Source organism: Neopusillimonas aromaticivorans, from assembly GCF_030344915.1.
Classification (GTDB): Bacteria; Pseudomonadota; Gammaproteobacteria; order Burkholderiales; family Burkholderiaceae_B; genus Neopusillimonas; species Neopusillimonas aromaticivorans.
Genome location: NZ_CP128233.1, coordinates 3,020,008 through 3,035,188 on the forward strand (window position 1 = coordinate 3,020,008; position 15,181 = coordinate 3,035,188).

Genomic DNA, 15,181 nt, shown 5'->3' on the forward strand with positions numbered 1-15,181 from the left:
CGAAATCCGCCAGGCGCGCGGTCGATGCGGGAAACGGTGTCGTGGACTGGTTCTTGTTGTTCAGTCATCAAAGGCAGGTTGTATGACGAAGTTTGACATTCGGGTAATAATACCAGCATGAAACAACCCGAATTGAATCCCGTCCTGCGCTTTGGCGCCATTTTTTCGCTAGTCGGGCTGATTGCCTTGACGTTTGTCTGGGAGCTTGTCGTGGCGCCCTGGCGCCCCGAACTGTCGGCGTTGGTGGGCGTCTCCTGGCTGGTTTTCAAGTTGATCCCTTTGTTGCTGCCGTTGCCGGGCGTCATCAGGGGCAGGCTGTATACCTTGCAGTGGGCCTCAATGCTGGTGCTGCTGTATTTCATGGAAGGCGTTGTGCGCGCATTTTCCGACAGTTCGCCGGTGTCACGCCTGATGGCCGGTATTGAAATTGGCCTGGCGGTGGTGTTTTACCTGTGTGCCATTCTGTATGTCCGGCCGGCCAAGAAAGCTGCGAGGGCGGCCAAATCACTGCACGCCACTCAGTCATCCCAAACCATCGGGGGTGAAAATGGCCGCTGATGGCGTTCATGCCGGCCCGTTCGGCGCGCTGGATGTCAGCCATTCCTTCGCAGACCTGCCGGCTGACTTTCACACCGTACTTGATGCGCAGCCGCTGATTCGTCCGCGTGTGCTGCACGCCAATCCAGACGTCGCCCGGATGCTCGGGCTTGATGCCGCGGCCCTGACGACGCCTGCGTTTCTTGATGTGGTTGCCGGCAACCGTCCGTTACCCGGCGGCAAGACCTTGGCGGCTGTTTATAGCGGCCATCAGTTTGGGGTCTGGGCCGGTCAACTGGGCGATGGCCGTGCCCATTTGCTGGGCGAGATCAATACGCAACAAGGGCCTTTCGAATTGCAGCTCAAGGGCTCGGGTCAGACGCCGTATTCCCGCTTCGGAGATGGCCGTGCCGTGGTGCGTTCCTCGGTACGTGAGTACCTGGCCAGTGAGGCCATGTTTGGGCTGGGTATTCCCACCACCCGTTCATTGGCTCTGGTGGTCGCCGACGACACCGTCGCGCGCGAGGTGTACGAAACCGCCGCCGTTGTGACGCGGGTTTCGCCAAGCTTTGTACGGTTTGGTTCGTTTGAACACTGGGCCGGAAACCCGCAGGCCATGCAAACCTTGCTCGATTACGTGGTGACACGTTTTTACCCCCAGTGTGCCCGGCCCGGCCCCGACGATGACGAGCTGGGTGGGGCGACGCCGCAACAAACGACAGCCTTGCGGCTTCTGGGTGAGGTGGTGACCCGTTCGGCGCGACTGGTGGCTGACTGGCAAACGGCAGGGTTTTGTCATGGCGTGATGAATACCGACAATATGTCGATTCTGGGGCTGACGATTGATTACGGCCCGTTTGGTTTCATGGATGCGTTCCGCATCAACCATATTTGTAATCGTACCGATCGTAACGGGCGTTATGCCTGGAATGTGCAACCGTCAGCCATGTTCTGGAATTTGCACCGGCTGGCCAATGCCCTGTCCACCCTCGATCTTGAGGCTGACGCGCTGGCGTTTCAGCTCGATAAATTCGAGCCGGCGTTCATTCAGGCTTACCGTTCGAACCTGATGCGCAAGCTGGGCTTGTCGTATTGGGATGACGACACGGATGCCGGTCTGGTCGATGACTGGTGGCGTTTGTTGCACGAACAGGGGGCTGACTTCACCCTGGCGTTTCGTCATCTGGCACAGGCGCCGCAATCTCCCGATGCCTTCCTGTCGCTGTTTGCCGATCGTTCAGTGGCGTCCGTCTGGCTTGATCGGTATCGTCAACGCGTGGCGTCCGAAGGCGGGGTCGATTCAGAGCGTGTGGCATCAATGCAGCGTGCCAACCCGTTATATGTGTTGCGTAATCATATTGCCCAGTGGGCCATTGACGGCGCTTTGCGCGACGACCCGTCTGAAATCGAGACCCTGCTGATGCTCTTGCGCGACCCCTTCACGGAAAAGAAAGGCTATGAGCGTTATGCCGAGCCGCCGCCGGCAGGGGCAGGCAGCATGCCCCTTAGCTGTTCGTCATAACCTCAGGCGTCATCGTCATGCATAATTCAGGTTCTGCAGTGTTTTTCAGAACCCATTCATTTTTAGCACCCTCAGGCGTAGATCATGTCCGGTAATACCTTAGGCAAGTTGTTTTGTGTTTCCAATTTCGGTGAATCCCATGGCCCGGCTATTGGCGCCGTGGTCGATGGTTGCCCCCGGCCTGCCCCTGACGGCGCAAGATATTCAAAACGAGCTCGACCGTCGTCGCCCGGGGACATCGCGCCACGTCACGCAACGCCAGGAGGCCGATCAGGTCGAGATTCTTTCCGGACTGTACGAAGGGGTGACCACGGGTACCCCGATCGGTTTGCTGATTCGCAATACCGATGCGCGCAGCAAAGATTACAGCAACATTGAAGATACCTTCCGGCCAGGGCATGCTGATTATGCCTACTGGAAAAAGTATGCACATCGTGACCCGCGTGGCGGTGGCCGCTCATCAGCGCGCCTGACGGCACCCACGGTAGCGGGCGGGGCGATTGCCAAAAAATGGCTGAAGGAAACGTATGGGGTTGTCATCCGGGGCTACATGAGCCAGTTGGGGCCTGTTCAGGTACCGTTCCACGACTGGGCTCACGTTGAAAACAACCCTTTTTTGCCGCGAATGCCGATGTGGTTCCCGAACTTGAAGCCTTCATGGACCAATTGCGTCGTGATGGTGACTCAATCGGGGCGCGTATCGAGGTGGTGGCCGAGGGTTTGCCTGCGGGTTGGGGCGAACCCATCTATGATCGGCTGGATGCAGACATTGCGCACGCCATGATGGGGTTGAACGCCGTCAAAGGGGTCTCTATTGGCGCCGGGTTTGAATCCATTACCCAGCGTGGTTCCGAACACGGTGACGAGATTACCCCGGAAGGTTTCCAGACCAACCATGCCGGTGGCATCCTGGGCGGCATTTCATCGGGTCAGCCGTTGCAGGTGTCGCTGGCGATCAAGCCCACATCCAGCATCCGGGTCGAACGTCGTTCGGTCAATCGCGCCAACGAGCCGGTGCAGGTACAGACACTCGGGCGTCATGATCCGTGTGTGGGCATTCGTGCAACGCCCATTGCCGAGGCTTTGCTGGCCATTGTGTTGATGGATCACGCCTTGCGTCATCGTGCCCAATGTGGTTAATGGTTAAATGTCGGGTGGTTTGACAGGGCGTGTGTAGTGTGTTTGTCTGACCGTCTATTCATGCTTTGTTTCAGGGTTCCGGTGTTTTGTTTTCAAAGGGGGCAACGATGGTTACGTTTTCTGTTCGTCGCTGGATTGCGCTGGCGGGGTTGTCCGGTACGGTTGTACTTGCGGGTTGTGCAGCGGTTCAAACTACAGGTTCGGGCGCTGTCGGCATTGAACGCAAGCAATACATGTCCAGCCTTGTCTCCGAACAGCAACTTCAGCAAGAGGCGGCTTCTCAGTACAACACGCTGATCAGTCAGGCCCGTGCCCAAGGCGCCCTGGATGTCAATGCGGCCCAGACACGCCGGGTGCAAGCCATCACCCAGCGTCTTATTGCCCAGGTCGGGGTGTTCCGGCCTGATGCGGCGCGTTGGAACTGGCAAGTTCATGTGCTCAAGTCCAATGATGTCAATGCGTGGTGCATGCCCGGCGGGAAAATTGCGGTCTACACCGGGCTGATTGATCAGTTGCAGGCTTCTGATGCCGAGCTGGCCGCTGTCATTGGTCACGAAATCGCCCATGCCTTGCGTGAGCACACACGCGAGCAGGTGTCGCAAAAAATGGCAGCCAACGTCGGGTTGTCCGTTCTGGCGGCGGTGACTGGCAGCCAGGCGACGGCTGACCTGGGCGGTACCCTGACCGAGGTGATGTTTACGTTACCCAACAGCCGTACCCACGAAATTGAAGCCGACCGCATGGGTGTCGAGCTGGCTGCGCGGGCCGGCTATGACCCCTATGCGGCGGTTACCCTGTGGGAAAAAATGGGTCGTCTGGGCGGTGGCGGTCAGCCTGAATTCTTGTCGACCCACCCGTCGGCCAGTACCCGCATTGCAGATTTGAAGGCAATTGCCGCCCAAATGATGCCGTTGTATGAACAAAGCCGCCGCTGATCATTAAGCGAATGCTGCCGTCGTCCGGCAGTTTCACCCTTTAGCGTTGCCCCTGCCGTGCAGATGCACAGTGCAGGGGTTTTCTTTATTGGCATGCCTTTAACGATGCAGATGGTGCCCGCAGACTATTACCTGTTACTTGTTATACCAGTATATTCAGTGTACTTGTACTAGCTTAATGTGCTGTCATAATACCCACTGTAGTGTGTTCAACTTTTTCAAGAGTCTAGTCATGGCCGAAACCCTGTACGACAAATTATGGCGTGCGCACGTTGTGCACGAAGAAACCGACGGCACCTGTTTGCTGTATATCGACCGGCAGTTGCTGCACGAGGTTACCAGCCCGCAAGCCTTTGAAGGTCTGGAGCTGGCAGGGCGTAAACCCTGGCGCATCAGTGCCAACCTTGCGGTGGCTGACCACAACGTACCGACCGAAGGCCGTGCCCAGGGCATCAAAGATGCCATTTCACGTCTTCAGGTTGAAACGCTCGATCGCAACTGTGAAACTTTCGGTATTACCGAGTTCCGCATGAATGATTTGCGTCAAGGCATTGTGCACGTCATCGGGCCCGAGCAAGGGGCCACCTTGCCCGGCATGACCGTGGTTTGCGGTGACTCGCACACCAGTACCCACGGCGCCATCGGTGCGCTGGCGTTTGGTATTGGTACCTCCGAAGTCGAGCACGTCATGGCTACCCAGACCTTGCTTATGAAAAAGCAAGAACATGCTGATCAAGGTCGACGGTGAAATGCCGAAGGGCTGTACCGCAAAAGACCTTGTGTTGTACATCATCGGCCAAATTGGTACGGCGGGTGCCACGGGGTACGCCATTGAATTTGGTGGCAGCACTGTGCATGCCCTGTCGGTCGAAGGTCGCATGACGGTTTGCAACATGGCGATTGAAGCCGGGGCCCGTTCGGGTATGGTTGCCGTCGACGAGAAGACCATCGAATATTTCCGTGGCCGCCCGTATGCACCCAAGGCCGACCAATGGGATCAGGCGGTCGAGTACTGGAAAACTTTGCATTCCGACGAGGGTGCGGTGTTTGATCGCGTGGTCGAACTCAATGCCGCCGATATTGTGCCGCAAGTAACCTGGGGCACCTCACCCGAAATGGTGTTGCCCATCAGCGGTCAGGTACCTGATCCAGCCAATGAAACGGATCCGGTACGTCGCAGCGGTATTGAGGGCGCACTCAAATACATGGGGCTTGAACCCAACACGCCCATCACCGATATCCGCCCCGACCGTGTTTTCATTGGTTCGTGTACCAACTCGCGTATTGAAGACATCCGTGAGGCCGCTGCGGTTGTTCGTGGCAAGCGTGTGGCCGCCAACATCAAGCAGGCCATGGTGGTGCCCGGGTCCGGTCTGGTCAAGGCTCAAGCCGAAAAAGAAGGCCTGGACAAAGTCTTTCTGGATGCCGGTTTTGAATGGCGTGATCCGGGTTGTTCCATGTGTCTGGCCATGAATGCCGACCGTCTCGAGCCGGGTGAGCGTTGTGCGTCCACATCGAATCGCAACTTTGAAGGCCGCCAGGGGCAGGGTGGTCGTACCCATCTGGTCAGCCCGGCGATGGCGGCCGCTGCGGCAATTGCGGGCCATTTTGTTGACGTTCGTAGCATTTAAGGGGTAGTTTCATGCAAGCATTTACCACACACAAAGGCTTGGTTGCGCCGCTCGATCGCGAGAACGTCGACACTGACCTGATCATGCCCAAGCAGTTTCTCAAATCCATCAAGCGTACGGGCTTTGGCCCGAACTTGTTTGATACCTTGCGTTATCTGGATCAGGGCGAGCCCGGCATGGATAACAGCAAACGCCCTTTGAATCCCGACTTCGTGTTGAATCAGGCCCGTTACCAGGGGCTTCCGTGCTGCTGGCCCGCCAGAACTTTGGTTGCGGCTCCAGCCGTGAACACGCGCCCTGGGCCTTGCTGCAATTCGGGTTCCGCGCCATTCTGGCCCCGTCGTTTGCAGACATTTTTTTCAACAACTGCTTCAAGAACGGCTTGTTGCCTATTGTTTTGCCTGAGGCGGAAATTTCCCGTCTGTTTGAAGACGTGAATGCAAAAGAAGGGTATTCGCTTGAAATCGATCTGGCCCGGCAGAAGATCATTACCGATGACGGGCGTGACATTGCCTTTGATATCGAGCCTTTCCGCAAGCACTGTTTGCTGAACGGATTGGATGACATTGGCATGACGTTGCAAAAAGCCGATAAAATCAAGGCCTTTGAGGCCGAGCGATTAGCTCGGCACCCTGGCTGGTTGGTCAGCCGAACTAACGGGTCCGCAGGCCTGCCCTATTGGCAGGCCTGCTGGTTTTGATCCGGTCTTCACGCAAAGATACACCATGACAAAGAAAATCGCAGTTTTGCCCGGTGACGGGATCGGTCCTGAAATCATTGAACAAGCCGTTCGCGTTCTGGGTGCGCTGAGCCTTGATCTTGAACTGGAAACACAGCCGGTGGGCGGGGCGGCCTACGATGTGCATGGCCACCCTTGCCACCGGTCACGCTTGAACTGGCCAAGCGCTCAGATGCCATTTTGTTTGGTGCCGTCGGTGACTGGAAGTACGACAACCTGCCGCGCGAACACCGCCCCGAGCAGGCCATTCTGGGGTTGCGGCGTGCGCTGGGCCTGTTCGCCAACTTGCGTCCGGCTGTGCTCTATCCCGAACTGGCCAATGCCTCGTCATTGAAGCCTGAAGTGGTGGCCGGGCTTGATATCCTTATTGTGCGCGAGCTGACCGGTGATATTTATTTTGGTCAGCCTCGTGGCGTGCGTCTGCTTGATGATGGCCCGTTCAAGGGTGAGCGTCAGGGCTTCGACACCATGCACTACGCTGAAACTGAAATCCGTCGCATCGGGCATGTTGCGTTTCAGGCGGCTCGCAAGCGTGGCAAGAAACTGTGCAGTGTCGACAAGGCCAACGTACTTGAAACCTCACAGTTTTGGCGCGACATCATGATCGATGTTGCCAAAGAATACCCCGATGTTGAGCTTAGCCATATGTATGTCGATAACGCTGCCATGCAGCTGGTGCGTGCGCCCAAGGCGTTTGATGTCATCGTGACTGGCAACCTGTTTGGCGATATTTTGTCTGATGAAGCGGCCATGCTGACGGGTTCAATCGGTATGCTGCCCTCGGCCTCGCTGAACGCATCGAACCAGGGCCTTTACGAACCCAGCCATGGTTCAGCCCCTGATATCGCAGGCAAAAATATTGCCAACCCGCTGGCCACCATGTTGTCTGCGGCCATGATGCTGCGTTATTCGCTTGACCAGTCGGCGCAGGCCGATCGTATCGAAGCCGCAGTTCAGTCAGTGTTGCAGCAAGGGCTGCGTACGGCTGATATTTATGAGGAAGGCACGACACGCGTTTCGACCTCTGAAATGGGTGATGCGGTACTCAAGGCGCTAAAATAAAACGTTTTCTTTTGCTTATAAAACGTTTTTCTATCACTTTCAGGTAAATGTTATGACTCAATCAGTAGGTTTGGTCGGCTGGCGCGGCATGGTGGGCTCGGTGCTCATGCAGCGCATGCGCGACGAGAACGATTTTTCCTTATTCCAGCCGGTGTTTTTTCCACCAGCAATGCCGGTGGCAAGGCGCCAGCCTGGGCCGACGGTGCCGGTCCGTTGCAAAACGCCTACGACATTGAAACCCTGAAAAAACTGCCCATCATTGTTACGGCGCAGGGCGGCGACTACACCACCGAGGTTTATCCCAAGTTGCGTGCAGCGGGTTGGGACGGTATCTGGATTGATGCGGCCAGCACCTTGCGGATGAACGACGATGCCATCATCGTGCTTGATCCGGTCAATCGTCCGGTCATCGATGCCGCGTTGAACCGTGGCGTCAAGAACTTTGTGGGCGGCAATTGCACGGTCAGTTGCATGCTGATGGGTCTGGCCGGCTTGTTCAATAACGACCTGGTCGACTGGATGACCAGCATGACCTACCAGGCCGCATCGGGTGGTGGTGCCCAGCACATGCGCGAACTGCTCACCCAGTTCGGCATCATCAACCAATCCGTCAAGTCGTTGCTCGACGATCCGGCGTCGGCCATTCTGGAAATCGATCGCGGTGTTCTGCAAACCCAGAAAGATGCCGATCTGCCCCGTGATCACTTCGGCGTTCCCCTGGCGGGCAGCCTGATTCCCTGGATTGATAAAGACCTGGGCAATGGTGTATCGCGTGAAGAATGGAAGGCCGAAGCCGAAACCAACAAGATTCTGGGTCGCGGCGAAGCGTTCGGTACCGAACCCACCCGCATCGACGGCCTCTGCGTACGTATCGGTGCCATGCGCTGCCATAGCCAGGCCCTGACCTTGCATCTCAAGCGCGATGTTCCGCTTGACGAAATCACTGACATGATTGCCCAGGGTTCCAAATGGGCCAAAGTCATTCCCAACGAGCGCGAAGCGACCATGCAGGGGCTGACGCCGGTGGCGGTTACCGGTACACTCGACATTCCTGTAGGGCGTCTGCGCAAGATGTCGATGGGTTCGCAATACCTCAGCGCGTTCACTGTTGGTGATCAACTGCTGTGGGGCGCTGCAGAACCCTTGCGTCGCATGCTGCGCATTACTTTGGGTGAACTGTAATATGCAAAAATCTCATCGGGTAACTGCCAGGGCCGTCACGGCGGGTCTGATCGCAGGGGTTGCGTTGGCAGCACTGTCGTTCAGTACGGTAGTTCACTCGATGAGTATCGGGCATTCGCGCTTGCTGTCCCCTGTGGGGCAGCCACTGCGAATCCAGACGCCGTTGCAGGGTGTTTCGGCTCAAGATGCCCAGTCACTTTCAGTGGCCGTTGCACCGGCCAAGGCCTGGAATGAGGCAGGTTTGGTTCCTCCAGTCGATCTGTCCTCGTTGCAGGTTGCGGTGTTCGATGGTGTCAGGCCGGGCTCTAAAATAGTCACGGTCAGTTCGGCCCAGCCTTTGTCATCGGGTATCGCCGATCTTTTGCTGGTTGTGCGCTCCTCCTCCGGTCAGGTGCAGCATCAGGTCAGTGTGCTGGCGCCAGCCGACCTTCAGGTGGCGGCTGCGGCGACGGTGCAGGTCAACCAGTCTCTGGGGGCAGCGGGTATGGGCGCTGTACCTGCAAATACGGTAACAGATGCTGTGCCGTCGGGTGCTGGCGCCGGGCAAGCCATACAGGTTCGCAAAGGAGATACGCTCTTTTCCCTGGCGCGTCGTCATGCCGTGCCGGGTGTCTCACTGTATCAATGGATGGTTGCCGTTCAGGCTGCCAATCCGTCGGCGTTCATTCAAGACAATGTCAACCTGCTGAAGGCGGGTGCAACGCTGGTTGTGCCCGACCCGTCGGCGCTGGTGGCGTTGTCCGATGCCCAGGCACGCCGCGTGTTTCAGCAACATGCCCACGCGTTCGCCGATTACCGGCAACGCATGGCTTCTCGTACCGGTGCGTCACTTCAGCCGACCCAGGCGGGCCGTGGTACGGTGTCGACGTCAACCAGCGGCCCGGTTGAACAGTCCGGGGGCAGCGGCGCAGACAAGGTCGTGCTTTCATCCGGTCTGTCTTCCAACGGGGCGAGCGCCGATGATGCATTGGCATTGCAAAAAACACCCATGACGCCCAAAGTCGTGTAGCGACGCTGGAAGATAACGTCAAGAATCTCAGTGAAGCGTTGCAACAGCAAGGCATTGCTGCTTCTGAAGTCGCCTCGGAGGGCATTGAGGCCCTCGCAGATGTTGTCGACAAGGCTGTCGATGCCGTCTCTGAAGCCGCTGAAAGCGGGTCGGGCAAGGTAACTGCCGCTGGCGTTTCAAACACGACTGCGGTTTCATCAGGGAGGCTTCAACGGCGACAACGGCTGCCTCTTCCCCTGCAGCAGGTTCAGTCGCTTCGTCAGCAGACACCGGTACCGCCTTGCCGGGGGCATCGTTGCCCTCAGCAGCGGCAACACGGCCGGCGTCAACGCCAGGTAGCGGCCTGTCCAGTCCGGCATCCTCGTCGGCATCAAGTCCTCCTGAAGCGGCATCGCCTGATGCGTCTTCGTCATTTTCATCGGGGTCGGTGTCGTCCGTGCCTGATCCATCTTCCAAGAGTCTTTCTTTCGTGTCCTGGTTTCAAGATCATTTGTGGGCGGTTCTCGCCGGTATTTTCGCGCTGGTTGTCATGATTGTCGTATGGTTGCTGCGTCGAGCAGGTGCTGAGCCCGCCGCTAGTGGCGGCATTACCGAAGACATGGTGCGCGAGCGCCTGCAGGGCATTAATCTTGATCTTGACGAACCCCCTCAGGGTGGTTCAAACACTCCGCGCTAGGCTGCCATGGCTCGTATCGCTTTGGGCCTCGCCTACGACGGCGCGCTTTGGCGCGGCTGGCAAACCCAACCGGGTGGCCAGACGATCCAGGACGAATTGCAAAAGGCATTGCTCAGTTTCACGACAGAGCCGGTAGAAACCGTCTGCGCCGGCAGAACCGATGCCGGTGTACATGCCGTGGGGCAGGTTGTCCACCTGGACACACAGGCCGAGCGAAAACTCGAGTCATGGGTCCGTGGCCTGAACACGTTGTTGCCCGACACCATTGCCGTGCAATGGGCGCATCCGGTACCCGACGACTTTCATGCCCGGTTTTCCGCCACTGCACGCACCTATGTCTATGTCTTGCGAAACAGCCGCGTGCGTTCGCCCCTGACTCGCACACGTGCCGGTTGGGTGTATCAGCCCCTTGATCTTCACGCAATGCAAAAGGCCGCGACCCGTTTGCTGGGTGAGCACGATTTCTCCAGCTTTCGCTCGTCACAATGCCAGGCGGCCAGCCCGGTGAGGCATTTGCAAGTGGCCAATATCCAGCAGCATGGCGAGTTTTTCATTTTCACGTTCAAGGCCAATGCATTCCTGCACCATATGGTTCGGAACCTGATGGGTACCTTGCTGTATGTGGGGTTGGGTCGGCAGCAGCCCGACTGGGTCGATGTGTTGCTGGCCGAGCGTGATCGCAGGTTGGCCGCACCTACCTTTGCCGCGAACGGGTTGTACTTTGCCCGGGTTGAATACCCCGAGTCGTACGGCCTGCCTGGTACCGATGCCCACCGGGCATTTATTGACCATCTTGGCCTGGCCGGGTCGGGGTTGGTGGCGTTTTAGCCTGGCTGTGTATTTGTATTGCCGGTTAATGTCGACCGTGCCAGCAGCAACACCGGTACATACCCTGATATCGATTGGCGTTAGAATCTTGGTTTTTCAGTCTTTTAATGACCTGGTTCGCCAACCACAGCGAGACATTCATGAACCTTTTCTTATCCCTGGCTCGGGCAATTGATGCCCTGAACCGGTTTGTCGGTCGTGTTGTCATATGGCTGACATTGCTGGTGGTTTTGATCAGTGCCGGAAATGCGGTGGTGCGAAAGACGTTTCAGGTCAGCTCCAATGCCTGGCTGGAACTTCAGTGGTACTTGTTCGGGGCCATATTTCTGTTGGCTGCCGGGTACACATTTTTATGCAATGAGCATGTGCGCGTGGACATTCTGTCGCAACGCTTATCGCGGCCTGCCCAGATCAAGATCGAGATTTTTGGTCTTTTGTTTTTCATGCTGCCGGTGTGTGTACTGATTTTCTGGCTGTCCATTCCAATGTTCGTTGATTCGTTTGTGCTTAATGAACAGTCATCCAACACCGGTGGGCTGGTGCGTTGGCCGGCAAAGTTGCTGATTCCTGCGGGGTTTGGCCTGCTGGTGCTGGCCGGGCTATCGCACCTGATCAAATGCATTGGCTATTTACGAGGGGTGTGTGAGGACCCTATGTTGCCGGCGGTATCGGAAACCGCTGATGCCGTTGCCGATGCGGCCTCAGCCGGCCGGGGGCATGATGCTGCCATTCATCATTGAAAATCTTGCGCCCATCATGTTCTTCAACCTGGTGGTGTTCTTGCTGTTGGGTTTTCCGGTGGCGTTCACGCTGGCCGCCATTGGTGTCTTGTATGGGTTGGTGGCGGTTGAACTGGGCCTGATCCAGCCAGCGCTGTTTCAGGCGCTGCCGCAACGGGTGTTTGGCATTGTCGCCAACGATACGTTGCTGGCGGTGCCGTTCTTCACACTCATGGGGCTCATCCTCGAGCGCTCGGGCATGGCGGAAGATCTGCTGGAAACCATTGGGCAGCTGTTCGGTGAAATTCGTGGCGGCCTGGCCATTGCCGTTGTTCTGGTGGGCGCCATGCTGGCCGCCACGACCGGCGTAGTGTCGGCATCGGTGATTTCCATGGGGCTGATTTCGTTGCCGATCATGTTGCGTTATGGGTACGATCGTCGTCTGGCCACGGGCGTGATTGCCGCGGCGGGCACCTTGTCGCAAATTATTCCACCGTCGCTGGTACTGATCATTCTGGCCGATCAATTGGGGCGTTCCATTGGTGACATGTACCGCGGGGCCATGGTACCTGGCCTGTTATTGGCCGGCAGTTATATTGTGTATGTGGTCATTGTGTCGTTATTCAGGCCGTCGGCAGCGCCGGCGTTGCCGCCAGAGGCAAGGGTGTACGCTGAGCCCAATGGCCGACGTGGTCTGCGTTCGCTGGCGGTATTAACGGTGTTTGCTGCTGTTGTGGCCTGGCTCGCTTCCCGATTCTGGTTTGAGGGGCGCACCGAGGTGCCGCTGGATGAAAAGGTTGTCGTTGTATTGTTGATGGCGGGGTTGGCGGGCTGGCTGGTTGCGTTGCTGAACAAGGCGTTGAAGCTGGGTTGGCTGTCGCAGCTTGCCGAGCGCGTCACCTTCGTCATGATTCCGCCATTGTTTCTGATTTTTCTCGTGCTGGGCACAATTTTCATTGGTCTGGCGACACCCACTGAAGGCGGCGCCATGGGCGCTGTCGGAGCATTGATCATGGCCGTTGCGCGTCGACGTCTGACATTGCCCCTGCTCAAGCAGGCCATGGGTACGACCACCCGGCTGTCCTGCTTTGTGGTGTTTATTCTGGTTGGCTCCACGGTCTTCAGCCTGAGCTTCCGGGGCATTGACGGCGACCTGTGGGTAGAACATTTACTGGCTTCGTTGCCGGGTGGGCAGTGGGGCTTCCTGATTGTCGTCAGCATCCTGACCTTTGTCCTGGCGTTCTTCCTGGACTTTTTCGAGCTGGCATTTATCGTGGTGCCGTTGCTGGCCCCGGTCGCTGACAAAATGGGGATTGACCTGATCTGGTTCGGTGTCCTCCTGGCGGTCAACATGCAAACGTCGTTTGTCCATCCACCGTTCGGCTTTGCCTTGTTCTATTTGCGTTCGGTGGCACCCAAGGCCGATTACATCGATCGTGTTACGAAGAAGAAAGTCGCCAAGGTCACGACCGGGCAGATTTACTGGGGTTCCATTCCGTTCATCGTTATTCAGTTGCTGATGGTTGCGGCAGTATTGGCGTTTCCGGGTATGGTTACCCATTACAAGTCGGATGCGCCCGTGCAGGATACCTCGAGCATTGACCTGCAAGGGGCCAGCTACGGGGCTGAATACGGTGGCGATGGTGTCCAGGGCACCGATGATGCCGCTTCGGCATTTCAATAGCAGCCCGTTTTGTTGCGGACCCTATTGGGCTTGTTTTGGTTAATGTTTGGCGTTTATCGGGCCATCGTCGAATTGCATCGACGAGTGCCTGGTTGATCGTATCGTTTGAGGGTGTCGTAGCTATGTCGCAATACAGAACCCGGGTGAAGGTCTGTGGCCTGACCCGTGTTGAGGATGTCAATCAGGCGGTGGCGGCAGGTGCTGATGCCATCGGGTTGGTGTTTTATCCGAAAAGTGCCCGTTGTGTCGGTCTTGAACAGGCGCGCCGCTTACGCGATGCGGTGCCAGCCATGGTGGATGTCGTCGCGTTGTTCGTTAATGCCTCACCCGACGAGGTCAGGCAGGTCATCGAGCATGTCCAGCCCGATGTGCTGCAGTTTCATGGTGATGAAACCCCCGACTATTGCAGTCAGTTTGGTCGTCGTTACATGCGGGCCTTTCGCGCGGGCGCGCCCGGCCTCGAGTCTTCTGATCAGGTTCTGGCGGCCTGTCTGGAATTCGATCAGGCTGCTGCCTGGCTGTTTGACAGCTACAGCGCGGGTTATGGGGGCAGCGGCCGCAGCTTTGATTTTTCTTTGCTTGACGCGGTGCGTGCCGATGGCCGTTCGCGCCCGGTCGTACTGGCCGGAGGCCTGAACAGCCTGACGGTGGCTGATGCCATGACGCATGTGCGGCCTTACGCCGTTGATGTCAGCAGTGGCGTTGAGGCCTCGCCGGGTATCAAGGTAGCCGACAAAGTGGCGGGCTTTATTGCAGCGGTGGCTCAGGCCGACCAGGCTCTGCGTGGGCAAGATCAAGGCCGATAGCGGGACAGATTCTGCGGGCGCGTATACTTTGCCCCGTCCGGGGTGGCGGGTGTGTTGCGTGTTCTGCCGGTGCGTTCAAGTGATCCGGGCATCTGCTGCAGCTTATATTCCGTCTTTGGACAATGGCCCATAACTTTTGCTGATAAAGGCCACTTCATCAATACCCCGGCGCTGGTTGATCACCAGGGTCAGCGTAAATAAAAGTTGCACATCAGGTTGCACAAACGGGGCAAAACGTCGGGTACGGTTTTGCCTTCTTGTTCAACCCTGACCATCGCGCGGATCGCTTTTTTAGCGGCTGACCGGGCCAGATGCAAATGTGGAACAGGTAGTGTGCCGCGTGGCAGAACAAAGCCCTTCAAGCGCTCGGCTACTTCCATGCGGTAATGATTCAGGCGTGACTGCAGCCAGGCAATGTCCTGTTCATCCACAGCCAGGCGCCCCTTATTGATCCGTTCACATGAAAGGCCAGGGGCTGTAGCCGGTCAAGATCGGCTGCAATATCGGGCATGTCGGTCGGGGTATGCGACCACGCGGCACCAATGTGGCCGCACAGCTCATCGGTGATGACTTCGAAGTCACACAGCACCGAGGTTTCATGGATGAAGGGGTAGCACACTTCATCGAAATTACGGCTGGGTTTCATGGCAGGAATAGTCCAGGGTTCATGGAAAAGGTGATCCGGTCAAGAGCGTTCCATCCGTCATGGAA

General features: G+C 57.4%; 12 protein-coding genes and 5 pseudogenes. 14 read left to right on the plus strand and 3 right to left on the minus strand.

Features of this window, described 5'->3' with window-relative positions; all coding sequences use genetic code 11:
* Nucleotides 1-117: 117 nt before the first annotated feature.
* The 9 genes and pseudogenes from N7E01_RS16730 to N7E01_RS16775 all read left to right on the plus strand — a co-directional run bounded on the left by N7E01_RS16730 (nucleotide 118) and on the right by N7E01_RS16775 (nucleotide 9,757).
* Nucleotides 118-558, plus strand: coding sequence for a DUF2069 domain-containing protein (locus N7E01_RS16730; protein ID WP_289173692.1), 441 nt, complete (start codon nucleotides 118-120; stop codon nucleotides 556-558).
* Complete coding sequence (locus N7E01_RS16735) at nucleotides 548-2,059, plus strand: protein adenylyltransferase SelO (protein ID WP_289173693.1); 1,512 nt, start codon at nucleotides 548-550, stop codon at nucleotides 2,057-2,059. The genes N7E01_RS16730 and N7E01_RS16735 overlap by 11 nt, the downstream gene beginning before the upstream one ends.
* A gap of 84 nt (nucleotides 2,060-2,143) precedes the next feature.
* Nucleotides 2,144-3,199, plus strand: a pseudogene (gene aroC / locus N7E01_RS19130) (chorismate synthase).
* Between the two features lie 107 nt (nucleotides 3,200-3,306).
* The gene (locus N7E01_RS16750) at nucleotides 3,307-4,134 is read left to right on the plus strand and encodes a M48 family metallopeptidase (protein ID WP_289173695.1); all 828 of its coding nucleotides are present in this window, start codon (nucleotides 3,307-3,309) and stop codon (nucleotides 4,132-4,134) included.
* A gap of 232 nt (nucleotides 4,135-4,366) precedes the next feature.
* A pseudogene (gene leuC, locus N7E01_RS16755) lies at nucleotides 4,367-5,765 on the plus strand (3-isopropylmalate dehydratase large subunit).
* A gap of 11 nt (nucleotides 5,766-5,776) precedes the next feature.
* Nucleotides 5,777-6,465, plus strand: a pseudogene (gene leuD, locus N7E01_RS16760) (3-isopropylmalate dehydratase small subunit).
* A 25-nt stretch (nucleotides 6,466-6,490) separates the two neighbouring features.
* A pseudogene (gene leuB, locus N7E01_RS16765) lies at nucleotides 6,491-7,566 on the plus strand (3-isopropylmalate dehydrogenase).
* Nucleotides 7,567-7,618: 52 nt separating this feature from the next.
* A pseudogene (gene asd / locus N7E01_RS16770) lies at nucleotides 7,619-8,748 on the plus strand (aspartate-semialdehyde dehydrogenase).
* Nucleotide 8,749: 1 nt separating this feature from the next.
* On the plus strand, nucleotides 8,750-9,757 hold the full coding sequence (locus tag N7E01_RS16775) for a type IV pilus assembly protein FimV (RefSeq protein ID WP_289173696.1): 1,008 nt from the start codon (nucleotides 8,750-8,752) through the stop codon (nucleotides 9,755-9,757).
* A gap of 27 nt (nucleotides 9,758-9,784) precedes the next feature.
* Here the strand turns inward: N7E01_RS16775 and N7E01_RS16780 are convergent, their stop codons facing one another.
* Nucleotides 9,785-10,213, minus strand: coding sequence for a hypothetical protein (locus tag N7E01_RS16780; protein WP_289173697.1), 429 nt, complete (start codon nucleotides 10,211-10,213; stop codon nucleotides 9,785-9,787).
* A 13-nt stretch (nucleotides 10,214-10,226) separates the two neighbouring features.
* Between N7E01_RS16780 and N7E01_RS16785 the strand changes: the two genes are divergently transcribed.
* From N7E01_RS16785 to N7E01_RS16805, 5 genes are all read left to right on the plus strand, one after another.
* Nucleotides 10,227-10,433 (plus strand): hypothetical protein, encoded by a 207-nt coding sequence (locus N7E01_RS16785; RefSeq protein ID WP_289173698.1) that lies wholly within the window; start codon nucleotides 10,227-10,229, stop codon nucleotides 10,431-10,433.
* Nucleotides 10,434-10,439: 6 nt separating this feature from the next.
* Nucleotides 10,440-11,261 carry a tRNA pseudouridine(38-40) synthase TruA gene (gene truA, locus N7E01_RS16790; protein ID WP_289173699.1) on the plus strand — a complete coding sequence of 274 codons (822 nt, stop codon included), beginning with the start codon at nucleotides 10,440-10,442 and terminating at the stop codon, nucleotides 11,259-11,261.
* A 140-nt stretch (nucleotides 11,262-11,401) separates the two neighbouring features.
* On the plus strand, nucleotides 11,402-12,001 hold the full coding sequence (locus N7E01_RS16795; protein WP_289173700.1) for a TRAP transporter small permease subunit: 600 nt from the start codon (nucleotides 11,402-11,404) through the stop codon (nucleotides 11,999-12,001).
* Nucleotides 11,985-13,664, plus strand: a complete 1,680-nt coding sequence (locus N7E01_RS16800; protein ID WP_289175845.1) for a TRAP transporter large permease — start codon at nucleotides 11,985-11,987, stop codon at nucleotides 13,662-13,664. The genes N7E01_RS16795 and N7E01_RS16800 overlap by 17 nt, the downstream gene beginning before the upstream one ends.
* 122 nt (nucleotides 13,665-13,786) lie before the next feature.
* Entirely contained in the window at nucleotides 13,787-14,470 is a 684-nt protein-coding gene (locus N7E01_RS16805; protein WP_289173701.1) for a phosphoribosylanthranilate isomerase, read from the plus strand.
* Between the two features lie 188 nt (nucleotides 14,471-14,658).
* On the opposite strand, the gene N7E01_RS16810 is transcribed toward N7E01_RS16805, so the two are convergent.
* Together N7E01_RS16810 and N7E01_RS16815 are read right to left on the minus strand one after the other, a co-directional pair.
* Nucleotides 14,659-14,901, minus strand: a complete 243-nt coding sequence (locus tag N7E01_RS16810; protein WP_289173702.1) for a hypothetical protein — start codon at nucleotides 14,899-14,901, stop codon at nucleotides 14,659-14,661.
* Nucleotides 14,862-15,116 carry a PIN domain-containing protein gene (locus N7E01_RS16815; RefSeq protein ID WP_289173703.1) on the minus strand — a complete coding sequence of 85 codons (255 nt, stop codon included), beginning with the start codon at nucleotides 15,114-15,116 and terminating at the stop codon, nucleotides 14,862-14,864. Before N7E01_RS16815 ends, N7E01_RS16810 begins: the two co-directional genes overlap by 40 nt.
* Nucleotides 15,117-15,181 lie beyond the last annotated feature (65 nt).